This is a genomic window from Paenibacillus sp. FSL R5-0527, from assembly GCF_038008055.1.
GTDB classification, from domain to species: Bacteria; Bacillota; Bacilli; order Paenibacillales; family Paenibacillaceae; genus Fontibacillus; species Fontibacillus macerans.
Window position 1 is genome coordinate 2,546,423 of sequence record NZ_JBBOYI010000001.1, and the last position, 24,695, is coordinate 2,571,117.

General features: G+C 55.7%; 22 protein-coding genes. 15 read left to right on the plus strand and 7 right to left on the minus strand.

The window, feature by feature from the left end; all coding sequences use genetic code 11:
- Window positions 1–174 precede the first annotated feature (174 nt).
- From NYE69_RS11175 to NYE69_RS11190, 4 genes are all read left to right on the plus strand, one after another.
- Window positions 175–1,530 (plus strand): glucose-6-phosphate isomerase, encoded by a 1,356-nt coding sequence (locus NYE69_RS11175; protein ID WP_340926213.1) that lies wholly within the window; start codon window positions 175–177, stop codon window positions 1,528–1,530.
- A 112-nt stretch (window positions 1,531–1,642) separates the two neighbouring features.
- A complete protein-coding gene (locus tag NYE69_RS11180) occupies window positions 1,643–2,275 on the plus strand; it encodes a YigZ family protein (RefSeq protein WP_340926214.1) in 633 nt (210 codons plus the stop codon).
- A gap of 5 nt (window positions 2,276–2,280) precedes the next feature.
- The gene (locus NYE69_RS11185) at window positions 2,281–2,877 is read left to right on the plus strand and encodes a TetR/AcrR family transcriptional regulator (protein ID WP_036625094.1); all 597 of its coding nucleotides are present in this window, start codon (window positions 2,281–2,283) and stop codon (window positions 2,875–2,877) included.
- Between the two features lie 330 nt (window positions 2,878–3,207).
- The gene (locus NYE69_RS11190; protein ID WP_340926217.1) at window positions 3,208–4,272 is read left to right on the plus strand and encodes a sulfate/molybdate ABC transporter ATP-binding protein; all 1,065 of its coding nucleotides are present in this window, start codon (window positions 3,208–3,210) and stop codon (window positions 4,270–4,272) included.
- A 408-nt stretch (window positions 4,273–4,680) separates the two neighbouring features.
- Here the strand turns inward: NYE69_RS11190 and NYE69_RS11195 are convergent, their stop codons facing one another.
- From NYE69_RS11195 to NYE69_RS11210, 4 genes are all read right to left on the minus strand, one after another.
- The gene (locus NYE69_RS11195; RefSeq protein WP_340926218.1) at window positions 4,681–5,790 is read right to left on the minus strand and encodes an ABC transporter permease; all 1,110 of its coding nucleotides are present in this window, start codon (window positions 5,788–5,790) and stop codon (window positions 4,681–4,683) included.
- The gene (locus NYE69_RS11200) at window positions 5,787–6,794 is read right to left on the minus strand and encodes an ABC transporter ATP-binding protein (protein ID WP_328272024.1); all 1,008 of its coding nucleotides are present in this window, start codon (window positions 6,792–6,794) and stop codon (window positions 5,787–5,789) included. The genes NYE69_RS11195 and NYE69_RS11200 overlap by 4 nt, the downstream gene beginning before the upstream one ends.
- Before the next feature lie 3 nt (window positions 6,795–6,797).
- On the minus strand, window positions 6,798–7,958 hold the full coding sequence (locus tag NYE69_RS11205) for a COG1470 family protein (protein WP_340926221.1): 1,161 nt from the start codon (window positions 7,956–7,958) through the stop codon (window positions 6,798–6,800).
- A 488-nt stretch (window positions 7,959–8,446) separates the two neighbouring features.
- A complete protein-coding gene (locus tag NYE69_RS11210) occupies window positions 8,447–9,349 on the minus strand; it encodes an IS1595 family transposase (protein ID WP_340926222.1) in 903 nt (300 codons plus the stop codon).
- A 410-nt stretch (window positions 9,350–9,759) separates the two neighbouring features.
- On the opposite strand from NYE69_RS11210, the gene NYE69_RS11215 reads away from it, so the two are divergent.
- Window positions 9,760–10,371: an RNA polymerase sigma factor gene (locus NYE69_RS11215; protein WP_340926223.1), complete on the plus strand. Its 612-nt coding sequence runs from the start codon at window positions 9,760–9,762 to the stop codon at window positions 10,369–10,371.
- Window positions 10,346–11,212 (plus strand): anti-sigma factor, encoded by an 867-nt coding sequence (locus NYE69_RS11220; RefSeq protein ID WP_340926225.1) that lies wholly within the window; start codon window positions 10,346–10,348, stop codon window positions 11,210–11,212. The genes NYE69_RS11215 and NYE69_RS11220 overlap by 26 nt, the downstream gene beginning before the upstream one ends.
- 79 nt (window positions 11,213–11,291) lie before the next feature.
- Here NYE69_RS11220 and murI read toward each other — a convergent pair whose 3' ends face one another.
- Complete coding sequence (murI, locus tag NYE69_RS11225) at window positions 11,292–12,089, minus strand: glutamate racemase (protein WP_340926227.1); 798 nt, start codon at window positions 12,087–12,089, stop codon at window positions 11,292–11,294.
- A 237-nt stretch (window positions 12,090–12,326) separates the two neighbouring features.
- Between murI and NYE69_RS11230 the strand changes: the two genes are divergently transcribed.
- On the plus strand, window positions 12,327–13,100 hold the full coding sequence (locus tag NYE69_RS11230; RefSeq protein WP_340926229.1) for an MBL fold metallo-hydrolase: 774 nt from the start codon (window positions 12,327–12,329) through the stop codon (window positions 13,098–13,100).
- Window positions 13,101–13,472: 372 nt separating this feature from the next.
- On the opposite strand, the gene NYE69_RS11235 is transcribed toward NYE69_RS11230, so the two are convergent.
- The gene (locus NYE69_RS11235; RefSeq protein ID WP_340926232.1) at window positions 13,473–14,285 is read right to left on the minus strand and encodes a Cof-type HAD-IIB family hydrolase; all 813 of its coding nucleotides are present in this window, start codon (window positions 14,283–14,285) and stop codon (window positions 13,473–13,475) included.
- A gap of 32 nt (window positions 14,286–14,317) precedes the next feature.
- On the minus strand, window positions 14,318–15,322 hold the full coding sequence (locus NYE69_RS11240; RefSeq protein ID WP_340926234.1) for a lipoate--protein ligase: 1,005 nt from the start codon (window positions 15,320–15,322) through the stop codon (window positions 14,318–14,320).
- A 239-nt stretch (window positions 15,323–15,561) separates the two neighbouring features.
- Between NYE69_RS11240 and cobD the strand changes: the two genes are divergently transcribed.
- The 8 genes from cobD (at window position 15,562) to NYE69_RS11280 (ending at window position 24,540) form a co-directional block, all read left to right on the plus strand.
- Window positions 15,562–16,677 carry a threonine-phosphate decarboxylase CobD gene (gene cobD / locus NYE69_RS11245; protein ID WP_340926237.1) on the plus strand — a complete coding sequence of 372 codons (1,116 nt, stop codon included), beginning with the start codon at window positions 15,562–15,564 and terminating at the stop codon, window positions 16,675–16,677.
- Between the two features lie 4 nt (window positions 16,678–16,681).
- Window positions 16,682–17,464, plus strand: coding sequence for an adenosylcobinamide amidohydrolase (locus tag NYE69_RS11250; RefSeq protein ID WP_340926238.1), 783 nt, complete (start codon window positions 16,682–16,684; stop codon window positions 17,462–17,464).
- Window positions 17,461–18,432 (plus strand): adenosylcobinamide-phosphate synthase CbiB, encoded by a 972-nt coding sequence (gene cbiB, locus NYE69_RS11255; RefSeq protein ID WP_340926240.1) that lies wholly within the window; start codon window positions 17,461–17,463, stop codon window positions 18,430–18,432. Before NYE69_RS11250 ends, cbiB begins: the two co-directional genes overlap by 4 nt.
- A 512-nt stretch (window positions 18,433–18,944) precedes the next feature.
- Entirely contained in the window at window positions 18,945–19,697 is a 753-nt protein-coding gene (locus NYE69_RS11260; protein ID WP_340926242.1) for an IclR family transcriptional regulator, read from the plus strand.
- 122 nt (window positions 19,698–19,819) lie between these two features.
- Complete coding sequence (locus NYE69_RS11265) at window positions 19,820–20,695, plus strand: carbohydrate ABC transporter permease (protein ID WP_340926243.1); 876 nt, start codon at window positions 19,820–19,822, stop codon at window positions 20,693–20,695.
- A gap of 26 nt (window positions 20,696–20,721) precedes the next feature.
- Window positions 20,722–21,567: a carbohydrate ABC transporter permease gene (locus tag NYE69_RS11270; RefSeq protein WP_340926244.1), complete on the plus strand. Its 846-nt coding sequence runs from the start codon at window positions 20,722–20,724 to the stop codon at window positions 21,565–21,567.
- Window positions 21,568–21,626: 59 nt separating this feature from the next.
- Window positions 21,627–22,958, plus strand: coding sequence for an ABC transporter substrate-binding protein (locus NYE69_RS11275; protein ID WP_340926245.1), 1,332 nt, complete (start codon window positions 21,627–21,629; stop codon window positions 22,956–22,958).
- Window positions 22,959–23,052: 94 nt separating this feature from the next.
- Window positions 23,053–24,540 carry an FAD-dependent oxidoreductase gene (locus NYE69_RS11280; RefSeq protein WP_340926247.1) on the plus strand — a complete coding sequence of 496 codons (1,488 nt, stop codon included), beginning with the start codon at window positions 23,053–23,055 and terminating at the stop codon, window positions 24,538–24,540.
- The last annotated feature ends 155 nt before the right edge of the window (window positions 24,541–24,695 follow it).

Below are 24,695 nucleotides of genomic sequence, written 5' to 3' on the forward strand. Positions count from 1 at the left end.
TAAAACCTGTATAATGTGCCCTTGTTTTCGCTGGAAATTTACAGTATCCTAGGTTTAAGTTATTTGAGAGGAAAGTTCAGCTCAAGACGTTAAAATGATCACGCCTCAGCTTTTGAATGTTGCCTCTTAGGATAGGAAAGTGGGTTAAATAAATAGACGGAGGTATTTTCAAACATGTCGAAAAAAGTAACCTTTGACTACAGCAAAGCCCTGCAATTTGTCGGACAGCATGAAGTGGATTATCTTGCCGAGCAGGTCCGAACGGCTCATGAGCAGTTACATAACGGTACGGGGGCCGGGGCCGACTTTCTGGGATGGATCAACCTTCCGACCGAATACGATAAGGAAGAGTTCGCCCGCATTAAGAAGGCGGCAGCCAAGATCCAAAGCGATTCCGACGTGCTGATCGTCATCGGCATCGGCGGCTCCTACCTGGGCGCGCGCGCGGCGATCGAATCGCTGTCCCATTCGTTCTATAATATTTTGCCGAAGGACAAGCGCAAAACGCCGGAAATTTATTTTGCCGGCAACAACATCAGTTCGACTTACGTAAATCACCTGCTGGAGCTGATCGAAGGCAAGGATTTCTCCGTCAATGTTATCTCCAAATCGGGAACGACAACGGAACCGGCGATCGCTTTCCGGATTTTCCGCGCGGCCCTGGAGAAGAAATACGGCAAGGAAGAAGCGCGCAAACGGATCTACGCCACGACCGACCGTGCCAAAGGCGCTCTTAAGAAGCTGTCCGACGAGGAAGGTTATGAAACGTTCGTCATTCCGGACGACGTGGGCGGACGTTACTCCGTGCTGACGGCCGTCGGCCTGCTCCCGATCGCGACCGCCGGCATCAGCATCGACGAAATGATGCAAGGCGCGGCGGACGCGGCCAAAGAGTTCAGCAACCCGAACCTGGCCGAGAACGCCAGCTACCAGTACGCGGCCGTCCGCAACGCTTTGTACCGCAAAGGCAAAGTGACGGAAATTCTCGTGAACTACGAGCCTTCCCTGCACTATGTGTCGGAATGGTGGAAGCAGCTGTACGGTGAAAGCGAAGGCAAGGACTTTAAAGGGATATTCCCGGCATCGGTCGACTTCTCCACGGACCTGCACTCCATGGGGCAGTTTATCCAGGAAGGCAACCGGAATATTTTCGAGACGGTCATTCAGGTGACGGAAGTGCCGAGCCACATCACGATCGAATCCGATCCGGCCGATTTGGACGGGCTGAATTTCCTGGCCGGCAAAACGCTCGATTTCGTGAATAAGAAGGCGTTCCAAGGCACCTTGCTCGCACATACGGACGGACAGGTTCCGAACCTGGTCGTCAACGTGCCTGATTTGACGCCGTATTCGTTTGGCTACCTCGTGTACTTTTTTGAGAAAGCCTGCGGCATCAGCGGTTACCTGCTGGGCGTCAATCCGTTCGACCAGCCGGGCGTTGAGGCCTACAAGAAAAACATGTTTGCGCTTCTCGGCAAACCGGGATACGAAAAGGAAAAGGCCGCACTGGAAGCAAGACTTTCCGAATAACGGCTTTTCGGAAGCAGGTCCCCTTTTCGAAGGAAAGATACAGCGCCAGGAAGCAGTTCGCCGCATGTTTCGGCCGGGCTGCTTCTTGGCACATTCATAAGGATGGATTCATATGCTGGAACGGTATAAGACGGTTCGAAGAGCCGGCGAGAAAGAAATCGTCATCAAGAAATCGAGGTTTATCGGACACGTCAGGCCGGTGGAAACGGAAGACGAAGCGATAGCTTTTATTGAGGAAATCAAGAAAAAGCACTGGAACGCCACGCATAATTGTTCCGCTTATATGATCGGCGAGCGGGATGAAATCCAGAAGCAGTCGGATGACGGGGAGCCGAGCGGCACCGCCGGCAAGCCCATTTTGGAAGTAATCAAAAATCAGGGCCTCAAAAACGTCGCCATCGTCGTTACCCGGTATTTTGGCGGCATCATGCTGGGGGCCGGAGGTCTCATCCGCGCTTATACGGACGGGGCGGTTGCGGCGATCGAAGCGGGGGAAGCCATAACCCGGGTACTGCACCAGGAAGTGTTTGTGGAACTGGAATATACTTGGCTGGGCAAGGTGGAAAATGAGCTGCGAAACCGTGGAATCCGTACGGGGGATACGGTGTTTGCGGATAAGGTGACGCTCTGCTGTCTGCCGCTTCATCATGAAGCGCAGGCCTTCATCGCTTGGATGACGGATCTGACGGGGGGACAAGCGCTGATGGCGGAAGGTGACCAGGTTTACTTTATCGAAGGGGAATAACGCCTATGGCAAGAAGAGCAGTAGATCAGGAGTTGTCGAGAGAAAGAATTATGGAAGCGGCCCGGCATTTATTCATTACAAAAGGGTACCGCGGAATTTCCATGCGGAGCATCGGTCAGCATTTGGGTTACAGTCACGGCTCGTTGTATTATCACTTCAAGGAAAAAGCCGAATTATTTTACGCTATCGTGGTCAAGGATTTCGAATCTTTAGCCCATCTGTGCGAGCAGGTGGCCAAACGTCCGCCTGCGGAGGGTTTGACCAAGACTGAGCAGCTGATGCTGGAATTCATCAAGTTCGGCTTGGAGCATCCGCACCAATACGAAATCATGTTCATGCTGAGGGATGAGGAAATATTGGCGTATTGCCGCAGCGAGCAAACCAAATGCTTTAACATGTTCGAATCCATCGTTCGCAGTTTTTTGCAGGAGGAAAAGCACCCGCTGGAAGACAATCCGTCTCTTCCGCTCAGCATGTTTTTGGGGATGCATGGATTTATCTCTTACTACATCCAGGATCGGCTGACCTTTGAGGAAATCAAGCCCGCAGCGGTGGCCCATGTGAAAATTTTGAGTCACAGCTGTTACCGGATAACGTCATGAGGCGTTTTTGTTTTAAATTAACGCTTTAATCATTTACACTATCATAGCATCAATACTTTATAACATTACTTTACAAAACCGGTGGACGTGAAATGAACCAGCTCATTTCGCAAGCAGCCGGTTTTATTTTTTGCCATAAAAATGTTTCTCATAGCGCTTGGCCTTAGCCCATTTACGGATTGACGGAAGGCCAGGGGTTTGGTAATCTATCCATATATATAAAGCCGAGTATTTACATCAGAATAGACATAATGAAGGGGTTCATGTTTTTTCGGGAAACGGTTTGACGGCACGGGTGGCTTGCGGAATCTGGAAAGGATGTGGCTTTACATGCATGTTGAAGTACGAAATCTGGATAAACATTTCGGCGCTTTTCATGCCGTACAAAATGTCAGCTTCGGGATCGAGAAGGGGCAGCTGATCGGTTTGCTGGGGCCCAGCGGCGGCGGCAAAACGTCGATTTTGCGGATGCTGGCCGGACTGGAGCAGCCGGATGCGGGGGAGATTCTGTTTCATGGAAAACGGGTGAACGAACTCGCTCCCCAGGAACGGGGCATCGGTTTCGTATTCCAAAGTTACGCTTTATTTAAGCATATGACCGTTTTTGATAATATTGCCTTTGGCCTGCAGGTTAAAAAAGCACCTAAAGCGGAGGTGCGGGGCAGGGTGATGGAGCTTGTCGAGCTGACCGGGCTCAAGGGCTTTGAGAGCCGTTATCCGCATCAGCTGTCCGGCGGGCAGCGGCAGCGGGTCGCTTTTGCCCGCGCTTTGGCACCCCAGCCGCAGCTGCTCCTGCTTGACGAGCCGTTTGCGGCAATCGACGCGAAAATCCGCCAGGAGCTCCGTTCCTGGCTGCGGGAGCTGATCGAGCGGGTTGGCATTACGTCCATTTTCGTCACCCACGACCAGGACGAAGCGATCGAAGTGGCTGATGAAATCATGATCATTAACCAGGGACGCCTCGAGCAAAAAGGCACGCCCTGGGATATTTACAAGGAGCCGCAAACCCCGTTTGTCGCCTCGTTTATCGGGCAATCGACTTTGGTCGAGCGGGCGGCCGACCTCAAAGGGTTTGAGGAAGAAAGCGGCGGACCCGGGACGCGTGCGCTGATCCGGCCGGAATACATCGAGGTGGGAGCCGAACATGAGTTTACGCTGCTTTCCGCTACGGCTCCGGGGATCGTGAAGCACCTGCATTTCCGCGGCAGCGAATGGCTGGTGGAAGTTGAAGTCGGGGGCCACACTTTAACGACCTTCCGCTCGCTGGAAAAAGAGACGCTGAAACCCGGGCAAGAGGTGCGCGTGCTCGTCCACCGGGCTTATCTGTTCAATGACGAGCGCAGCTGGATCTTGGAAAACCCGCTGAAAGGCAACCCGCTTAGCGTCATTATCTGACATTATTCCATTGGAGAAATCCAATAGATTGGCGGATATCAAACGACAAATTGATCTCTCATTGGAAATATCCAATAGAATTCGCTCAAATTGTCCGTTTTATTATCTTGCCGAGCCCATCTATTGGAAATATCCAATCTAGTTGCTGTATTTTCCGTTCAGTTTCTAATCTATTGGATATTTCCAATCAGGCGTCGTACCCTGCCCGCCTAGCAGGCACAAATAGACGGCCCCACACCCGTTAAGAAGCCGGTGTGGGGCCGCCTATTTGCCCGGAAACCGCGTGTTTTTAAGCCGCCATTTCTATTTTGAATATTCCGCACCAAAGTTTCCCGCACACTCCAAACACCTCTACTCCAAACACCTCTACTCCAAATCTATCTATTTCAAATCTATCTGTTCCAAAATTTACACTCTCGAACGCACTTCCTGGCGCATGAACAGCACGTAGGACAGGCCGAAGCAGATCATCGTGGCGGCGAGCAAACCGGTGAGCTGCGGCCAGATCAGCAGCAGGCTTTGCCCCAGCGACAACGGGCTGGCGATCGCCCCGATGAGCTGATCCATCGTCAGCGGCCCCAGCGAGCGGACGCCGGGGGAGAGCATCGTTGTGATCGTCTCCGAAAACAGCTCCGTCGGGGACAGCCGGTTCAGCGTCAGGACAAAGTTCATTTGCCGCAGCTGCACGTCCGCCGCCGCCATTTGCGAAACGGCCGTGGCGCTGTCGATCATATTGATGATCATGCTGTAAAAAATCGTGAAGAACAGCCAGACAGCGATCGAAGAAAGCGCCGAGGTGGCCGCCTGGCGGAAGCGGATCGAGAACAAGATCGACAGGCACAGCCAGAAGCCGATATAGACGACCGCGATCAGCAGGAAGATGAGGATTCGCCCGAATTCCTCCGGCGTCGGCGGATACCCGATCGTCATCAGGCCCAGCCCCATCACCAGAAATCCAAGCGAAAACACCACGATCCCGATCATGAATAGGGATGACACAAACTTGGCTTTGATAAAATCGTCCCGGTAGATCGGCTGCGACAACAGCCGGCCCAAGGTGCCCTTGTTCCGCTCGGAATTGACGGCGTCGAACCCGAGCGTAATGCCGATCAGCGGCCCCAGCCAGGACAGGAAGGTGGCAAAGGACGGCACCGCCAGAGAGGAACTGGTCAGCGTGTACATTTTCAGGAACAAAAAGGTGTCTCCGCCCCCGCTGTCGCTAGTGGCGCTGCCGCCGGCGATCGCGGTGACCGCCGAATAAATCGAGCCGATGCAGGCCAGGACGATGATCCCCATCAGGATGCCGAACCTCCAGCTGTGGAGATGATCGCCGATTTCTTTTTGCACCATCACCCAAAACGAGGAAGAGGAGCGCACCCGGGCGCCGCTTCCGTCTTCCGCATCGCGGCGGGGAAGAAGCTCATGCAGCGTTTTTTGCATCCGCTTCCGTATGTCTTTCAGATGCAGCGTTTCCTTCATGGAGGAAAGGTTCCACGCCATCTTGCCCTTAGGCATCATCGCTCTCCTCTCCTTTCGAAGTATCGATGGTAAATGTCATCCAAACCATACTCTTTGCGCCGGATATACACGAGCTCCGCTTCGGCGCGGATGACGGTTTCGGCGATTTGCGCCGTTAGGTCGCGGCTGCAGACGACCGTCGCGGTAACGCCTTGGTCATGCTCCGCGCCACCCGCCTCCGGATAACGGATTTCCTGCACCCCGTCCAGCTGCTTGATTTGGTCCGCGAGCGCTTCCGGCCAGGTTTTGGTGCCGACCTCGATGTAGGTTTTGCCGTCTTCGTCCAGCTGCTTCGACAACGTTTGGATATCGCCCACGGCAATCAGCTTGCCCTGAACGAACAGGCCAACCCGGTCGCAGATTTGCTGGACCTGATGCAAATGGTGCGAAGACAACAGCACCGTCAGCTTCTCGTCGCGGCTCAGCGAGGAGATCAGCCCCAGCAGCTCGCGGACCCCTTCCGGGTCGATGCCGAGCGTCGGTTCGTCGAGGATGATGACCTCCGGGTTTTTGATCAAAACGTCGGCCAGTCCCAGACGCTGCCGCATCCCGCGGGAGAACGCCCCGACCTTTTTGCCGCTGTGTGCGGTAAGGCCGGTTTTCTCCAGCAGCTCTCCGGCCCGCCGGACGGCTTCTTTTTCCGGAATTCCGTTTAGTCTGGCGGTGTATACCAAATTGTCCAGCGCGGTTCGGTCCTCATAAAAGCCGATGTCGTCAGGGAGGTAGCCGACAATCCGTTTTACGCGGAGCGCTTCACGGGTCGGATCGAGGCCGCAAATCCGGGCGTGCCCGGAAGTCGGCTCGGTCAGCCCCAGCATCATGAGGATCGTTGTCGTTTTGCCGGCGCCGTTCGGGCCAAGCAATCCGAAAATTTCCCCGCGCGAAATGCTCAGGTCGAGGTGGTCTACGGCGGTGGCTTCTCCGTATTTCTTGGTTAACTGGCTGAGCTGCACGACAGGTTGATCATCGGCGGCAACCGCTGTGGGATTCATGCCGGTCACCATCGTTTATCTTCTCCCGTATTTCCGGAACAAATAGTAAATCCCCGCGCAGACGGCCAGTATGATGAGAACTCCCACCCATCCCCATAATACGGACGATTTCACCGTCACCCGCAGATCGGCGTTCGCGCTTTTATTGGCGGAAGAAGCGGTCAGGCTGACGACGTAGTCTCCGGCCAGCGCTTTTTCGCTCGATTTGATCGTGGCCTGGACCTGCTTGCTCTCCCCAGGGGCGATGGCATTGATCGCGGACGGTTCAAAGGAAACCTCCCAGTCGGTTGGCGCGCTCGACGAAAAAGAAAGATCCTGCAGATCGGCCGAACCGGTGTTTTGCACCACAAACGTCAGCTTGCGTTCGGAGCCCGCTCTAACATCCGTGCTGAGGACTTCATTGGATGTCGTAAACTTCATATCGTAGGTACCGGTAACGACCGCTTCGATGCTTGCGTTCGCCGTCGAGTCGCCGCTGGCGGCCGCGATCGGGATGTCGTACGTGCCGGCTTTGATTTGCTCCGGCGGCTTGACCTCGATCGAGATCGTTTTTTCCGCGTTCGGTTCGACTTCCACGGAGGTCACACTGTTGGAATCCGCTTTGAACCGGACGTCCCAGCCTTGCTCGGCCTGGGCGGTTAAGGCGTAGGTTTGTTTTTGCGTCGTCCGGTTCCGCAGCACCGCGCTGTACGTAAACGTGGAGTCGGAATGGCCCTCCATGTTCGCTTGATCCAAGGTCAGCTCCGTTTTGAAGGTGCCTTGCTCCGAGACGTTGACGACGAGCGGAAGCGTAGTCTGATCGGCTTTCAAATTAAAGGCGTAACGGCCCTTATCGACCTTCAGCGGCACTTCCAAGTCCAGGGTAAAAGTTTGCGATTCTCCGGGTTTTACGGCAAGCCGGGAAATGGCCCGCCCGCCTGCGGACATGTCATAGGTCCAGTCCTTGTGCGCGGTCTCCAGCGACAGGCTGGCGGAAGTGGTGGACGACCCGTGGTTGACGAGGTCGATCGAATAAGAGACGGTTTCGCCGGGAGCGGCCGACCACTCGAGATACGGGGTGTACAGCTCCAGCGAGCCGGCTGCGGAAGCTTTGCCCGGGCCGGTCAGAGCGCTGCCCCCGAGCGCGGTAAACAAGATGAGCAGCGTCAGCGACGCTTTTCGAAAAAATAGAAGCATCTCTTTGATCCCCCTATGGTTAAAATGTTATTTCATTAAGGATACGAACGGGAAAACGGGTTGGATTTATTCGCCGGGAAAAAAACTCAACCTAATAATCAGTGTTTGACAATCAAGCAGGCAACCGATTGTGGTAAGAAATGGCGGAAGAGCGTTGAAGGCAAATCAACATCCGTTGTCAGGACGCTTTGCACGATTATCCCGTTTGATCAGGAAGCAGGGAAGAAGATAACTTCAGGTGAAGGAGATATATTTGCGAAAAGTAGATATGTGTTTAGGAGAAGCAGATATGTCTAGGAGAAGCAATGTTCGGGAGAAGCAGTTATGTTCGAGATCATTAGACAGGTTTTGGGGATGAAGGTTTAGGAGAAGTGAAGCAGATCTGACAGGAGGGATAGGGCGAGACACCGGGAAAAATGAAAAGACCGTGATCTTGCTGCAGCCTGAAATCCGTTTGCCGCATCGTCTGTACCGTTCAAGCATTTCTATCAGGCTGCAGCCGCAAGGGGCTGATTCGGTTGGCCCGCGATTAGCCGGCGGTAGGGAAGCACCTGCACCGCCTCACACATGTGCAGCAACTGCTGCCGCATCGTTTCTTCCGCTTCGGACAGGCGCAGCCGGCGGCGTACGGTGTACTCGTTCAGGTACGCCTGCAGATGTTTCAGTCCCAAGGCTCCATACGTACTTTTCAGCGATTCCCACGCCTCTCTCACCACTTTCCGCAAGGGAGTGTACAGCCGAAAGGCCAGAGGGAAGGACTGCACCGTCGATGTACGGACATCCACATGCCCGTTGATGAACGCATCGAGTTCGTGACGGTTCGCCCTTTTTTCGCCTCCCCGCTTATGCGGCAACAGGCGGATTTTGACCTGCTCCGGCTCGCCCGACTCCGTGACCGTGCAGCCGGCTACGACCGCCGAGGCGTACGGATGCGAAAGCTGACACCGGGACGGATTACGCCCATACTGATCGCTGTTCACCTTCACGTCTCCAGAGAGCAGCTCCCGGGCATCGAACTCCCCGGCGGCATGACGTATTTTGTGTAGCACTAACCAGGCGGTCTTGTAGGTGACCTGGATCACCTTGCTCAGCCGCAGCGCCGAGATGCCGCCCTCCAGCAGGAACAACTCCAGCGCCTGAAACCACTTCACCAAGGGGAGATGCGTTCCTTCAAAAATCGTGCCAACCAAAGGCGATGTTTGATGCTTGCACTTTCCGCACTCAAATAAGGGGATATGCCGGGAAGTCAGACGGTTGCACCGGGTGTGAGCGCAGCGCGGGCAGACGAAGCCGCTTGGCCATTTCATCGCGATCAACGCCTCCATGCAGTCCTGCTCGCTGTTAAAACGGCTGCTCAATGGTTGAAGTTCCGTTCCCGTATTGGCTTCCATATCCGCTCGCCCCCGAATCAAGAATGTACGAACATAGGTTCCATTTATTACATTATAGCAAACGTATGTTCCCTTATCAAGCCGAAAATCTCATCTGAACCGCCTCATTTTTTCCTCATCTTTTTTGTTTTTTTCTTCTATTTTTTTGGAACCCTTGCTCTAGCCCCCACCCCCTGGTCCCTGCTCCTGAATGAAGGGGATAATCGTGCAAAGGCAGGCAGCAGGCAAAGACACCAAGACACGAACGCTATAGACAGCCCCTCAGGACAGCCGCCTAAAGTCATCATTTATTTCGTCAAGCAATGATCTCGGTTTTGAGCCGAAAAAAAATTAGGGTTTTCAAAAGGAAGCGTTTTTGGTAAAACGAAAATTAAATAGGAAGAGGAGAACAACTTGCGGGAGGGAAGGGAATGGACCTGCAAAATGAAGAGATGACGCGGCGCCTGCGCGAGATGTGCGGCGGTTCGGTGCAAGCGTTTGATGCGTTTTACGCTGAGTTTTCTCCATTTGTGATGCAGGTGGCCAGCCGTTTGGTCGGAGAACGGATGGAAGCCGAGGATGTTTGCCACGAAGTATTCATCGAAGTGCTCCGCCGAGGCAAAGATTACGATCCGGCCCGCGGCTCGATCAAGGCATGGCTGGCCGTCATGACGCGAAGCCGCAGCCTCGACCGGATGCGGCGCAAGGCACGGTTGGAGTACCCTGGGGATGAGGCGCTGCAGCGGAAAACGGAAGGGGCCGGCGGTTCGGGCGAAGACGAGGTGTTGTCCAGGCTGGAGCGCGAAGCGATCCGCACCGCGATTTATACGCTGCCGGAGCCGCAGAAAAAAGCGATCATGGGCTCCTATTACGCGCTGCAGACCCAGCGCCAAATGTCGGAGGCCTGGAGCGTGCCGATCGGCACGGTGAAATCGTGGGTCCGGTACGGGCTGCACAATTTGCGCAAGCAATTGGAAAAACAGGGCTGGGTAGACCAACTGGAGGGAGGGAATCCGCATGATCGGACGACACATCGATCCTAGCACCAGCGCGGCGAAACGGAAAGAGGACGACCCGGGTACCTGCGTCCGCTTGTATTCGGAGCAAGAGTGGATCGACTGGCTGCTGGGCTCGCTGGCGGCGGTGAAACGTTCGGAGATGGCGGCTCATTTAACCTCCTGCGCGGTCTGCCTTGAGCATAAGCGGCGCTGGGAAGAAATTTTGGATATTCGCGGCGGCGGCCAAGACGCCGCGGATAAGACGAAAGAACCGGCTTATGCTCTGGCGTACGCCGGCGAAGATTACGGTCTGCCGGCCAAGGTCCCTTCCGACTCGATCCGCAGAAAACTGCGCCTTCGGGTACAAATGACCGGGTGGCGGATCGGCGTTTCCCGTTTTTTTGCGCACCGCTGGAAATGGACGGTATCGTTTGCCGCTGTTTTGATGGTGCTGATTGGGATGGGGGTTGGTATCGGCCGCTTGACGCAGCCGGATGCTAAGTGGGACCGCTATGTACAAACCTATGAGCCCGAGGCGCTGCCGGTAATGTCCAAGCCGGGGACGATATCTTATCAGATCGATATGGGGCGGCTGGAGCAGGATGGCGGCATGGTTTGGTATAATGCCGATTCCCGGGAGATGCTGATGCTGGTCGGCGGGCTCGTCCCGGATAAAAATCAACTGGTAAGGGTATGGATCGTCAAGGAGGGCATGCGCGACAGCCTGGGCCTCTTGCAGTATCACGCCAACCGGGCCCATCTTTACGTCAAGGACAAAACATTAAGCGACGCCGACAACCTGGAGCTTACGATCGAACCGGCGGGCGGAGCGCCGGAAGGAAAGCCGCTTTTGCATACAATCTCTTTGGATTTGCTGGGGCGGTAGCCGCCGGCCGGATGGGGCATAGACACAAAAAGAGCGCGAGCGCAAGGGGATAACCCTGACGGCTCGCGCTTTTCGGTAATCAGACATGTTTCGGATGGTAATATAATTCGTCCAGCATGGCCAGCAAATTTTTGTAATTCGTCAACGTTTCCTGATCTTCGACTTTCGCGCCGGACTGGTAAAACACGATATCGCCCGTACCTTCGTGCAATTGCCCTCTTGCTTCGAGGATGCGTTTTAAGTTTTTGGCGGTTCCGAAACTCCCCGAAATGATGTCCACTTCCGGCGGAAACAGCTGTCTAAGGCTATTTTCGAAATAAGGGAAATGCGTGCAACCCAGAACAACGGTTCCATACTGGGTAAGATCCAGGGGAGACAATTGTTCTTTTAAATAGGGCACGGCGACCTCTTCGGCGAATTCGAACTTCTCCGCAAAACGGACCAAACCCGGAAGAGGCAAACTCTCCACGATGTCCTCATGGTCGATTCTTTTGACTAGATTATGGAACTTTTCCTCGTTCAGCGTTAACTGTGTCGCCAGCACCAAAACTTTTTTCCGCCGTCCCTCCCATTTTTGTACCGCGGGTTTTACGGCTGGTTCTATGCCCACGATCGGAAGATCGTATTTCCGGCGGAGATCCTCGATCGCGATGCAGGTCGCCGTGTTGCAGGCCACGACCAGCGCCTTCACGCCTTGGCCCACAATAAAGTCCACCGCATCAAAAATATACTCTTTAACTTCTTCCTTCGGTTTTTCGCCGTACGGGACGTGCAAGGTATCCGCATAAAAGATGTAATCCTCGTTCGGCAGCAGCCGCAGCGCCTGGTGAAGCACGGTAATCCCGCCGATCCCGGAATCCAAAAATCCTATTCTCACTGCTTTCACTCTTCTCGTTAATGATTTCTGTTTTATTTTAGCATTCAAGTCTGCTCTGTACCATTTATAGTTATTTCCTTCGAAAGGGACATGGTTTATTTTACGATATTGCCGCACGGCCCGTAAGGTCGATTTCCACTACCCGGCATAAAAAAAGGCGTTTTTGCTTGTTGCGAATATATCGAAAGGGATAAAATGGGGGTATGGAAATTTAGCTGGAAAGGAGCGGACTCCTGCATGGATCAGCTTGTATTTATCGGCACCGGCGACGCGATGGGGGTTCCGAGAGTATATTGCGAATGCGAGGTTTGCGGGGAGGCCCGAAGCTCGGGCGTCAATCGGAGGTACCGTTCGCTCGTCTCGGTCGAGGGGGAAGAAGGGAGCTTTCTGATCGACTGCGGCCCGGATTGGCGGACGGGAATGGAGCGGAGAGGCCAGCGTTTTGCCGAGCGGATTTTGGTGACTCACGCCCATTTTGACCATATCGGCGGGCTGCCGGAATGGGCCGACGCCTGCCGCTGGTTGAACCGGAGAGGGCAGCTGTACGCGCCGCGTGAGGTGCTGGACATGATCGTCCGGCAGTACCCCTGGCTGGGCGGAAATCTCGATATGCATGCGGCGGATGACGGGATCACCCTCGGCGGATGGCAAATCCGCGGCTGGAAGGTGTTTCACGGCAAAAACGGGTTTTCGTACGCGTACCGCTTCGAGAAAAACGGCTTCGCCTGGGCGTACTGCTCCGATTCGATCGCTTTGCCCGAGGAACAGCGTGCCCCGCTGCACGGTTTGGATCTGCTGGTGCTGGGCACGAGCTTTTACCGGGAAGAGGCCGAATTTTCCACCAGATCGGTATATGACGTCACCGAAGCGCTGGAGCTGCTGCGCGAAACCCGGCCGAAGCGGACGCTGTTCACCCACATGTCCCACGATATCGACCTCCGCCGCGATTACGGCTTGCCGGCCGGCGTAGCGTTTGCGAGAACGGGGATGAGCGTATGGCTTGGCGAATAATCGAATTGGAATTTTGAAGAGGGGCAGCGTTAGCGGTAAGAAGGGGTCAACCTGGAAGCGGCGCTTGACGGCAAGCTCTAGGGACGGCCTGCTAGTGGAGCGATCTGCTAGTGGAATGACCGGCTGTTGGAATGGCCTGCTAATGAAAACGACTAGCTAGTGAAATGACCGATGATCGGCCATCAAAATAGCGGCAATTTATGTACTTATTATCCGAAGCCTGGCATGTTGATCTCCATTAGCGACATTTTATGTCCTTATTTTTGGAGGAAGTTGTGCTAGGCGGACAAGATCAAAAAGAGGTTATCCTTGGTTTTGCCGTATTGGATGCGCGGCGCTTTACTAGGATAACCTCTTTCATTAGGGGCGGATTTAAGCTTCCGGAGCTACCGGATTCAGCACGAACTTGTCGATGACGTGTTTGACGCCGTCCTCATTGTTGCTTAGCGTCACGTAATCGGCGATTTTTTTGAGGGCCGGGATGGCGTTGCCCATCGCCACGCCGAGTCCGGCGGCTTCGAGCATTTCGTGATCGTTCCAGGAGTCGCCGATGGCGATCGTTTGCGACAGGTCGCAGCCGAAATGGCCGGCCAGGAATTTCAGGGCATGGCCTTTGGTGCCTTCCTCGTGCATGATCTCCAGGAAATTCGGCTTCGATTTCGTGATATGCACGCCTTGGCCCAGCAGCTCGCGAAGCTCCGGGGCAATCTCGTCGAGAAAATCGGGCTCGTCGATGATCAGCATTTTTGGCGTCGGCTGTTCGACCAATTTTTCAAAATCGGGTTCGATATAATAGCGGGTCCGGTTCAGGTTCGTGTAGTCGATCAGCTTCTGATTTTCTTCGCGGGCGTACAGCTTGTCATCGATGTAGGTCTGCAGATGCAGATTGCGGCGGATGCAATATTCGAACAGTTTGCGGGCCGCTTCCTTCGGGACATACCGCTCGTAGAGCACCTTTTCGTCCATCAAATTCTTGATCAGCGAACCCTGGTACGTAATGATCGGCACATTGAGCCCTGTCTGGCGGGCGATCGCCTGCGCGGAAGCGTAGGCCCGGCCGGTCGCCAGCGTGACGACAACGCCTTTTGCCACCGCTTGTTCCAGCGCCTGCTGAGTGGCCGGAGTCACCTCCTTGTCGTCGTTGATCAAAGTATCGTCAATGTCGATCGCTATCAGTTTGTACATGGTTTCTCTCCTTCTATTTTGCTAAAAGCGTCCTATTCCTCAAGGAACACCAGTCCGATAAAGTCGTCAAATTCCAGATTGCCGAAGTAATGTTGGATGTCGATGCCGGCCAGCGCGGTTCGCACGGCCTCTTCCGCGTATTTTATGCCCCGCAGCTTGTCCTCGATGTCGGCGACGTCACCGACGCCGAAGAAATCGCCGTAAATCTTGATCTCCTGAATATGCCCGTCCTTGATGTTCATGCGCAGATCGATGATGCCGACCGGGAATTTTTTCGCGTGTTTGACGTTGCATTCCGGCGACAATCCGTAGTTCCAGTCCCAGTTTTTGTAGCGCTGGTTGGAGATTTCATGGATTTTGGCCCAATCGCTTTCGGTCAATTTATATTGCGGTACCGCCTCCGGCTCCATGCCGAAAATATGGCGCAGCAGCTCGGCGCGGAACTCTTCGATCGTCATTTTTTTGTCCAGAAAATCAATGATGTTGGCGACCCGGCTGCGCACGGATTTGGTGCTTTTCGATTTGAATTTCTCCGGGTTGGCGTGAAGCGAAGCCTGCACGTTGTCCAAATTCAGATTAAACATCAGCGTGCCGTGGCTGAACATCCGCCCGCGCGTGGAAAATTGGGCGTTGCCGGAAATCTTTTGCTCCCCGACCTGCAGGTCGTTGCGCCCGGTCATCTCCGCGTTGACGCCCAGCGATTTGAGCGCCTGCACGACAGGCTCGGTAAATTTGCGGAAATTGTGGAACGACTGTCCGTCATCTTTGGTGATGAAGCTGAAATTGAGGTTGCCCAGATCGTGATATACCGCTCCGCCCCCGGAAAGCCGGCGAACGACCTGCACGCCGTTTTCCTTGACGTATTCGGCGTTGATTTCCTCGATCGTGTTCTGGTGTTTGCCGATGATGATCGACGGGGCATTGATATAAAAAAGCAGATAGCTGTCGTCTTCCAGCGGAAGATGTCTGAGGGCGTATTCCTCGATGGCCAGGTTTACGGACGCATCGGTAATCCCCTCGTTGTCGATAAATAACATTAGGTTTCTTTCCCCCTATCACTTTTCGTCTGCGGACGGCCCGGCGTTCGAGCGTTTCCCGCAATCTATGAAAACTGCTTCACTTCTATTGTAAACCAATCGGCCTTGAAACCAAAGAACCGTTTCAGCGGAGTTCAGCCTATCGTTTTTTGCGGTCGGCCGCGTTTTTTGCGGATTGACGGAGACTGGCCGGAACTTCATAATGAGGGCATTGGTGAAAATGGAAGGATTTGCGGAACATGAAAAGAGGAATGATGGACGTGTTGGAAATTTACGGTCACGGGGGAGATCTGGAAACGGCCTCGCTTAAATACGGCGCGGCGGCCGGCGGATTTACGGACTTCAGCGCCAACATCAACCCGCTCGGTCCGCCGCCGGGATTGCTGGAAGCGCTCAGAGACGCGCTGCCGGAGGTGGTGCGCTACCCGGACCCCGGGCACCGGCGTCTTGTCGGGCTGCTGTCGGAACGCTATCGGCTTGCGGAGGCGTCGTTTGTCATCGGCAACGGGGCCGCGGAAAATATGGCCTTGGCCTTGCTCGCGCTGTCTCCGGGAAAAGTGGGGATCGTCGAGCCCTGCTTTTCGGAATACCGCAGCTTGTCGGAGCGGTATGGCGCGGAGGTGGTTTCGGTGTTCGGCACGGAGGAGCGCGATTTCAAGGCCGACCCGGACGAGCTGACGCGGCTGATCCGCGATACGGACATGGTGTTTGTCGGGCAGCCGAACAATCCCAACGGGGTGCAGTACGGTTTGGACGAGCTGCGGCGGTTCGCTGAGGCGGGGGAAGCGTACGGCACCTATGTGGCGGTGGACGAAGCGTTTATCGATTTTATCCCGGAGGAGCGGCGCTGTACCTTGCTTCCCGAGCTTGAGGCGTACCCTCATCTGATCGTCATCCGCTCGATGACGAAGTTTTACGCGATCCCGGGGCTGCGGCTCGGGTTTACGGCGGCGCATCCACGGCTGGCCGCGGCGATGCGGGACAAGCGGGTGACGTGGAGCGTAAACACGCTGGCGCTCTTGGCCGGCGAAGTTTGTCTGCGGGCGGATGCCGATTATGAACGGGCGACGATCGCGCTGGTTGAGCGGCAGCGCGAACGGCTGCGCGAGGCGCTGGGGCGGCTCGGCTGCCGGACGTGGCCGGGGGAAGCGAACTTTTTGCTCGTCCGCCTGCCGGAGCCCTGGACCGCTAAGCGGATGCAGGAAGCGCTCGGACGGCGCGGAGTGCTGGTGCGCAGCTGCGCGATGTATCCGGGTTTAACCGCGCGGGATATTCGCGTTGCCGTCAAGGATGACGCGGCCTGCGCCAAGCTGGTTTGGGAAATGGAGCAGGTAATGGGAGAACGGGAGGAGTAAAAGTATGACGATGCCTTTTGTGACGGGGGAACCGGGAGCCGTTTATAACTCGGAGGTATGGCCGGGGCTGCGCCTTCAATTTGGGGAGCGGCATCTGCTGCTGGTAGCTCCGGAAGAGCTGGACAGCCTCGGCAGCTCGGTGTTTGGCGGCGGGCCCGGGGCTTTACGGCGGATGGTCAACATCTATGTAGACCGGACTTACCGTTGCGACGATCCGCAGCGGGATATTGCGGCGCTGCTGCGCAAGTGGGGATATCCGGCGGAAGGGACGGCCGGATTGCTGACGGCCGTGCAGCTGCGGCACGCCGCGGTGGCGGAGGAGCGCGGCGAAGATTTCGCCGTCTTCTGCTGCGCGACGGCGGGGGCGGGGAACGCCGCGCGGGCCGGCGTGCGGCGGACGACGTTCCCGGCCTCCTGGACGCCGGGAACGATCAATATTATGCTGGCCGTGGACGGGCGGCTGACGCCGGCGGCGCTGGTGAACGCCGTGATCACGGCGACGGAGGCGAAAACGGCCGCGCTCGCGGATCTCGGCGTGCGCGACGCCGAGAACGGTCTTGCGGCCACCGGCACCACGACCGATGCGGTCGTGCTCGGCGCGAGCCAGCGGGCCGGCTGGCCGCTGCTGCACGCGTACGCCGGCACCGCCACGGACCTCGGCGGCACGGTGGGCCGCCTGGTGTATGCCGCCGTGACCGAGTCGCTGCGCGCTGCGGCGGAGGCCGAAGCGGAAACGGGGGCAGGGGCAGGGACAGGGCCGGGGACAGGGCAGGAGCTGCGCCCATGACGGCGGCGTGGTGGGTGTTGCCGGTCGCGTATTTGCTCGACCGGCTGCTCGGCGACCCGCGCTGGCTGCCCCATCCCGTCGTCGGGATGGGCAAGGCGGTCGCCGCGCTCGAGGCGGCGCTCCGCCGCCTCGTCCCTCCCCGCCGCTACCGAGCGGCGGGGGTACTGCTGCCGCTGCTAGTCGCCGGCGGCAGCTTTGCCTTGACCTGGGCCGCGCTGCGGCTCCTGGCCCAGGTCAGCCCGTGGCTCGCGGCGCTGGCGGAAGCCGCGCTGATCTGGACGACGATCGCGGCCAAAGGCCTGCGAGACGCCGGCATGGACGTGCACGGCCACCTGCTGCGCGGCGACCTCCCCGCGGCCCGGCGATCGCTGGGCATGATCGTCGGCCGCGATACGGCGCACCTGGATGCGCCGGAAATTACCCGCGGCGCCGTCGAAACGGTCGCGGAAAACATCGTTGACGCCGTGGTGTCGCCGCTGTTTTTCGCGCTGCTGGGCGGGGCCCCGCTGGCGATGGCTTACCGGGCGGTCAACACCCTCGATTCGATGGTCGGCTACAAAAACGACAAGTACATCGATCTCGGCTGGGCTTCCGCCCGGCTGGACGACGTCGCCAACTTTATCCCCGCCCGGCTGACGGCGCTGCTGCTGATCGCGGCCGCCTGGACGCTCCGGCTCGACGCGGCCCGGGCCTGGCGCACGGTGCGCCGCGACGCACGGAAGCATCCGAGCCCGAACAGCGGCCGCCCGGAGGCGGCGGTCGCCGGAGCGCTCGGGGTGCGGCTGGGCGGCGAAAACAGCTACCGCGGCGTCGTTTCGTTCCGCGCTTATATGGGCGACAAAACCCGCGAGCTCGCGCCCGAGGACATCCCCCGCACCGCTCAGCTGCTTTTTTGGGTGGCCGGCGTCTTCGTCTTGCTGGGCACAGCGCTGTGGATTTGGCGAAGCGGGGGAATTGCCTGGATCTAGCGGCTTGCTTCTTAAATAACGTGGTTCATCTGCGGGTGAGTACCATGTATCGCTGATTTCCATTTGTTCTTGGCGCCAGAATCGAGGATGCTCAGCGAGCATGAACCAAATAGCTGTAAAAATCAGGCTGTCTCAGAAACGTCCATACAAATAACGGAAATTTATGTTCTTATTATCCGGAGTCTAGCCTGTTCATTACCATTAGCGGAATTTTATGGCCTTATTTTCCCATGAACGCTGCAAAAAATGCCCATTCCTCTGCGATTCGAGAAAATAGCGACATAAATTTCCTCTATTTCTCTTAACATGGGGGATATCGCCGAAATAACGCCATTTTTTCCCCTTATGTTTCCGCCGCCTGAGTTTTCAACAGGCTAGTACACAGAAAAATTGTCGAAATAAAGTAGAAAAACCCCCTTGACAAGAATGAAAGCGCATTCCATAATGACGATATAGAAATAGAACGACGTTCTCTAATATAGAACGTCGACAAAAAGAGAGGACCTTAGGCCATGGAAGAATCCAAAGTAAAGTCCCTATCCAAAGCGTTGGACGTGCTGGAGTGTTTTTCCGTTGACGAGCCGGAGCTGGGCATCACGGAGATCTGCAACAAGCTTGGTTTGTATAAGAGCAATGTGCACAACATCGTATCCACTTTCGAAAAACACGGTTATTTGACCAAAAATCCGCACACCAACAAATACAAGCTGGGCCTCAATATCCTGAAGCTCAGCAACATTATCAGCAGCAACCTGCACGAAAGAGACTTCATCCAGCCGCACATCAAGCAAATCGCCAACGAAACGGACGAAATCGTATATTACGCCATTCTGCACAATAAACAGGTGCTCTATCTGGACTACGCCTGCACGTCCGGCACGATCATGGAGACGTCCAAGATGGGCGTCATGGCTCCAGTGTACTGCACCGCGACGGGAAAAGCGATGCTGGCTTTTTTGCCGGACGACGAACTCGAAAGCTTGCTGCAGGACGATTTTACGCAATTTACCGAAAACACGATCACTAATAAAGAGGCGATGCGGGCCGAACTGATCAAATCAAGAAAAAGGGGGTACTCGGTAGACAACATGGAGCATGAATACGGAATCAAGGGCGTCGGTGTTCCCATTATGGACAGAAGAGGGTATCCGTTCGCGGCGATCAGCATATCCGGTCCTTCCTTGCGGTTTGACGAGGACAAAATCGAGTTTTTCGCCAGCCTGCTGAAGCAGCATAAGCAACAAATCGAAAGACAGCTGTCTTAATCTCATTGTACGCCTGAAAGGGGTGACTCCGCTTTTTTTTACGAAATATTAAGAACGATGTTCTATAATATGGAACGTTTTCCATCATTTATACTTTGAAATCTAAGGCAGGAGGTAGACGAATGGAGACGATCGGGAAGAAAAATAGCGAAAAATGGATTGCGTACGCTTTTATGGCCCCCGCGCTGCTGCTGGTTTTGCTGGTATCGTTTTATCCGATCGCCGTGGCCATGAAATGGAGCATGTACGAAACGGAATATGTAAGAACGGGAGCTTATGTGGGCGCCGGCAATTTTCTCTCCATTTTCAAAAATGAAAGCGGTCTCAAAAACATCGGAAATTCATTTGTCTACGTATTCGGATCAATTCTAATCGTGGTTCCCCTAAGCACGCTGCTGGCTGTTCTGTTAAATATGAAAATCAAGTTCAGAGTTTTGTTCAGAACGGCGATCATCTTGCCTTGGGTCATTTCGCAAACGGTTACGGCGCTGCTGTGGAAATGGCTGATCAACGCCAACTATGGACCCGTGAATTATGTGATCGAGCGGTTCGGCGGCGCCAAGGTCGATCTGCTCAGCACCAGCGGGGGAGCCAATCTCGCGCTAATCGCCGCCAACGTTTGGAACACCTTCCCGATCGCGCTGGTGCTTATTTTGGCCGCGCTGCAGACGATTTCGTCCGAGCTTTACGAAGCGGGGCGCGTCGACGGAGCGACCGGCTGGAAGTCGTTTACGCACATCACGCTGCCGCTGATCAAACCTACGGTTCTGGTCACGTTGATCATGCTTAGCCTGGAGTATTTTAACATGGTGACATTAATTTACGTCTTTACCGGCGGCGGACCGTTCAGCGCGACGGAGACGTTAAGCCTGCGGGCGTTCAAGGAAGGTTTCGAATATTGGAACATCGGCATGGGTTCGGCGTTCAGTGTCCTGCTTTTCGGCTTCAATATCATTTTGAGCTTGCTATATGTGAAAGCGCTTAAAAACAAAGAATAGCGAACACAAGAAAAGGGGGGGCGGCTATGCAAAGCAGGCTCATGTCCAACGGAAAAAGATTCGATTTCCTCGTGTATCTCATATTGATTCTAAGCTCCGCCTTTGCGCTTATCCCGATTTTATGGGCGGTCAGCACTTCGCTCAAGTCCGAGGCGATGATCGTGCAATACCCGCCGCGATGGATTCCGGCGCAGCCTACTTTCGAGAACTATGCCAACGTGCTGTTTCATTCCAACTTTCCCCGCTATTATCTGAACAGCATGCTGGTCGCGGCCGTTTCCATCCTGGCTTCCCTGTTTATTTCCGCACATGCGGCGTATGCGGCTTCAAGATTTCATTTCCGGGGCAAAAAAATAATCCTGTTCCTGATTCTCATGACTTCGATGATTCCGGGCATTGCCATTCTGATTCCGCTTTATTTAACCGCCGTCAAGGTCGGTTTGTACGACACCTTTATCGGCATGATCCTGATTTACACGGCCTGGCGAACGCCGATGCTGATTTGGGTGCTGCGGGGATTCTTCGACTCCGTCCCCAAGGAGATCGAGGAAGCGGCCAAGGTCGACGGCAGCTCGCCGCTTCGCACCTTCTACCAGCTTATTCTTCCCGTATCCCAGCCCGGCCTGGCCGCCGGCGCGCTGTTGTCCGCCATCTACGTATGGAACGATTTTCTCGTGGCTTTCTCTTTTACGACCAAGGACGAGCTGCGGCTTCTGTCCGTCGGCCTGTACAACTACATTACCCAGTACGGGATCAACTGGGGACAACTGATGGCCGCCGTGGTCATCTCGGTCATTCCGGTAGTCGTATTGTTTGTCTGTCTGCAGTCCAAATTCGTGGACGGCTTGTCCGCGGGGGCGGTCAAAGGGTAATCGGCGGTGTCAAGAGGGACATCCTCTTCACATAACTAAACGACTGGGGGGTATTAAACATGAAAAAGCTTTGGACCTTCATCTTTACCGTGGTGATGATCGGAGCGCTGGCCGGTTGCGGCAATTCGGGGGGCGGGGAAACGCCGGGCGGCTCAAACACGCCGGGCAATTCAGCCGCCGGCGATGCCGGGAAACCTGCCCAGCTAAGATTGTGGACGTTCCTTAACCCGGAGCAGCAGGACGATCCGCGATCGGCGGCGTTAAAAAGCATCGTCGAGAGCTTTAACGCCAGTCAGAGCGACATCAAAGTTTCGGTTGAAAGCGTTCACTTTTCCAAGATCGATTCCCAGGTTATTCAAGCGACCGCTTCGGGCGGCGGACCGGATATTTTGAACGTATACACCGATCTGTTGAAAATGCATACCGAAGCCAAGACGATTCAGCCCATTACCCAATATGCGGCGGAATGGCTGGGTCAGGAAGGAAAAGACGATTATATCTATTCGGCGGACCAGCTCAAGCTGAACGGCGAAATTATGGCGATGCCTTGGGAGGCGAGGGTATTCACCTTATTCTACCGGAAAGACCTTTACGACGCGGCCGGTCTGAAAGCTCCGGAAACGCTGCCCGAGCTGCTCGCAGCATCGAAGCAGGTGGGAGACGGCAGCCGGCTGGGATTTGCGGTCGGCATGTCCGAAGGGGCGAACGCGGCATCGTTCATGGAGACCTTTATTCCGATTTTGCGGGCGGCGGGCGGCCAGATGTTCGACGCGGACGGCAAAGCGGTGTTTAACGATGACGCCGGCGTCAAAGCGATCAATTTCCTTAAAGACATGGTGGACAGCGGGGCGATGAACAATCAGACGATTTCGATGACGGCCGACGACATCACAAGCGGGCTCAAAGCCGGCAACATCGCCACAGCGGTGTCGGGAACGATGCGCGCTTCGGCGATCAGAGGCTCCGAGATCGGCCAAAACATCATGACGATGCCGATGCCTCCGTTCGAAAAAGGGCAACCCGCGCCGACCATGGTCGCCGGCCAGACGCTGGCGATCGGGGCGAACACCAAACATCCCGATCAGGCGTGGGAGTTCATTAAATACTATTTGAGCAAAGAATCGCAGATCAAATGGGCCGAAGCCGGCGTTATGCCCGTGCTGTCCTCCGCTTACGAGGATGCCGCGGTAACTGCGTTGCCGAACTACGAGGAACTGCTGCGCTGGAAGCAGGAGGCAAGCGAAAGCGGTCAAATCGTTTTCTATCCGGCGGATTATACCCTTTTGAGCACGGATCTGGCCAAAGCGGCGCAAAGAATTATTTTCCAGAACGCTCCGGCCAAGGAGACGCTGGACGCGGTTGCGGGCAACTACAACGCCGGCAAGCAGTAAGGTAAGCGGTTGGAACGGTATTGGGCGGAGCTTTTCTGCAAACTTAGAAAAGGCTCCGTTTAATATAAAACATCAGGCATGGGAGGAAGAGAACATGGTCGAAAAAGAATATGATGTCATCGTCATGGGCGGCGGCCCTTCCGGTTTTATCGCGGCGATTGCCGCGGGCAGGACGGGGGCGCGCACGCTGCTGGTGGATAAGAACGGTTTTCTGGGGGGCGCGGCCACTTCGGCGGCATTGGGTCCCATATCTCCTTTTCATATTCGGGACGAACAGGTCGTCAAAGGCATTCCGCAGCAATTTATGGATCGAATGGTCGAGTACGGCGCGAGCCCGGGGCATTGCAAAGTGCTTGATCCTTACGGCAGCGGGGCTTATCTGGGCTTCTTCGACCGGGAGAGATACAAGTATATCGCTTACGAAATGGTCAGGGAAGCCGGCGCGGACGTCCTGCTGCATTCCATGTTCAGCGGCACGCTGACGGAAGGCGGCCGGGTGACGGGCGTGAAGGTCGTCAACAAATCCGGCGAAAATATTTTGAAGGCCAAGGTGGTCGTCGATGCAACGGGGGACGGGGACGTGGCCGGCGGAGCCGGCGCGGAGTTCGTGCTGGGGCGGGCTAAAGACCGGAAAATGCAGCCGTCGACCTTGATGTTCGAAATGGGCAACGTGGACACGGAGAAGCTTTACCAATATATCCTCGATAACCCGGACGATTTCGAATGGAAATCCGACGTTATTCCGATCCGGAAATATTCGGACAGGCTCGTGAGCAAGTATTTTGTCGCGCAAGGTTTCAAAAAGTTCGTAAAACAGGCGGTCGATAACGGCGAGCTGCATATTGGGCGGGATTCGATCCTGCTGTTGAATTCCGTTCACCCCGGGGTCATTCATTTCAATTCCACGCGGGTGATCGACGTGGACGGCACAAACGCCGATTCCAGAACGGCGGGAGAGATCGAAGGCCGCAGACAGGTTGAATCGATCGTCAAGTTCATGAACAAATATGTGCCCGGTTTTGAGCATGCCTTCTTAAGCATGACCGGCAGCGAGCTCGGCGTGCGCGAATCCCGGCATATCGTCGGCAACTATGTACTGCAGGCGGACGATGTGATCGAGGGCAGAAGGTTCGACGACGTTATCACGAGAGGCTACTTCCCGATCGATGTGCACAATATGGCGGGCAAAGCGGGGTACGGCAATCCGGAAACCGCGGGAGCGTGGATCGACATTAAGGACTCCTACGACATTCCATACCGCTGCCTTGTGCCGGTCAAAGTCGACGGGCTGCTGATGGCGGGGAGATGCATCTCGGCGACTAGCGAAGCCCACGGCTCCTTCCGCACGCAAGGCAGCGTGATGGCGATCGGGCAGGCGGCCGGCACCGCGGCGGGGCTGAGCGCCAAGCAGGGGATTCGGCCGCGGGAGCTGGATATTAAGGAGCTGCAGGCCGAGCTGCTGAACAACGGCGCATCCTTGCGCCGCGACCCGGAAGCGGTGGAGAGAGAAACGCGAAACGCGCAAAAATACGCGGCGGAGTTTTTGCAGGCGAACAAACGCCATATTACACCGAACCTTTAAGTCGGCTCACATTTGGCTTAGCAGCGGCGATGGGAAGGATGGGAACGGGGAAACCCGGACCCATCCTTTTGGCTGTTTAGGCGGGGATTGTCGGTGCGATCTGCTGGCCGTCTGGGTTGCCCGCGGCCGCTATTTTGGGGCGCAACCCTGCAACC

Bases quoted from the DNA above. Each gene is read 5' to 3' on its own strand.
- NYE69_RS11175 (WP_340926213.1), top strand. From the start codon at position 175: ATGTCGAAAAAAGTAACCTTTGACTACAGCAAAGCCCTGCAATTTGTC.
- NYE69_RS11180 (WP_340926214.1), top strand. From the start codon at position 1,643: ATGCTGGAACGGTATAAGACGGTTCGAAGAGCCGGCGAGAAAGAAATC.
- NYE69_RS11185 (WP_036625094.1), top strand. From the start codon at position 2,281: ATGGCAAGAAGAGCAGTAGATCAGGAGTTGTCGAGAGAAAGAATTATG.
- NYE69_RS11190 (WP_340926217.1), top strand. From the start codon at position 3,208: ATGCATGTTGAAGTACGAAATCTGGATAAACATTTCGGCGCTTTTCAT.
- NYE69_RS11195 (WP_340926218.1), bottom strand. From the start codon at position 5,790: ATGATGCCTAAGGGCAAGATGGCGTGGAACCTTTCCTCCATGAAGGAA.
- NYE69_RS11200 (WP_328272024.1), bottom strand. From the start codon at position 6,794: ATGGTGACCGGCATGAATCCCACAGCGGTTGCCGCCGATGATCAACCT.
- NYE69_RS11205 (WP_340926221.1), bottom strand. From the start codon at position 7,958: ATGCTTCTATTTTTTCGAAAAGCGTCGCTGACGCTGCTCATCTTGTTT.
- NYE69_RS11210 (WP_340926222.1), bottom strand. From the start codon at position 9,349: ATGGAAGCCAATACGGGAACGGAACTTCAACCATTGAGCAGCCGTTTT.
- NYE69_RS11215 (WP_340926223.1), top strand. From the start codon at position 9,760: ATGGACCTGCAAAATGAAGAGATGACGCGGCGCCTGCGCGAGATGTGC.
- NYE69_RS11220 (WP_340926225.1), top strand. From the start codon at position 10,346: ATGATCGGACGACACATCGATCCTAGCACCAGCGCGGCGAAACGGAAA.
- NYE69_RS11230 (WP_340926229.1), top strand. From the start codon at position 12,327: ATGGATCAGCTTGTATTTATCGGCACCGGCGACGCGATGGGGGTTCCG.
- NYE69_RS11235 (WP_340926232.1), bottom strand. From the start codon at position 14,285: ATGTACAAACTGATAGCGATCGACATTGACGATACTTTGATCAACGAC.
- NYE69_RS11240 (WP_340926234.1), bottom strand. From the start codon at position 15,322: ATGTTATTTATCGACAACGAGGGGATTACCGATGCGTCCGTAAACCTG.
- cobD (WP_340926237.1), top strand. From the start codon at position 15,562: ATGAAAAGAGGAATGATGGACGTGTTGGAAATTTACGGTCACGGGGGA.
- NYE69_RS11250 (WP_340926238.1), top strand. From the start codon at position 16,682: ATGACGATGCCTTTTGTGACGGGGGAACCGGGAGCCGTTTATAACTCG.
- cbiB (WP_340926240.1), top strand. From the start codon at position 17,461: ATGACGGCGGCGTGGTGGGTGTTGCCGGTCGCGTATTTGCTCGACCGG.
- NYE69_RS11260 (WP_340926242.1), top strand. From the start codon at position 18,945: ATGGAAGAATCCAAAGTAAAGTCCCTATCCAAAGCGTTGGACGTGCTG.
- NYE69_RS11265 (WP_340926243.1), top strand. From the start codon at position 19,820: ATGGAGACGATCGGGAAGAAAAATAGCGAAAAATGGATTGCGTACGCT.
- NYE69_RS11270 (WP_340926244.1), top strand. From the start codon at position 20,722: ATGCAAAGCAGGCTCATGTCCAACGGAAAAAGATTCGATTTCCTCGTG.
- NYE69_RS11275 (WP_340926245.1), top strand. From the start codon at position 21,627: ATGAAAAAGCTTTGGACCTTCATCTTTACCGTGGTGATGATCGGAGCG.
- NYE69_RS11280 (WP_340926247.1), top strand. From the start codon at position 23,053: ATGGTCGAAAAAGAATATGATGTCATCGTCATGGGCGGCGGCCCTTCC.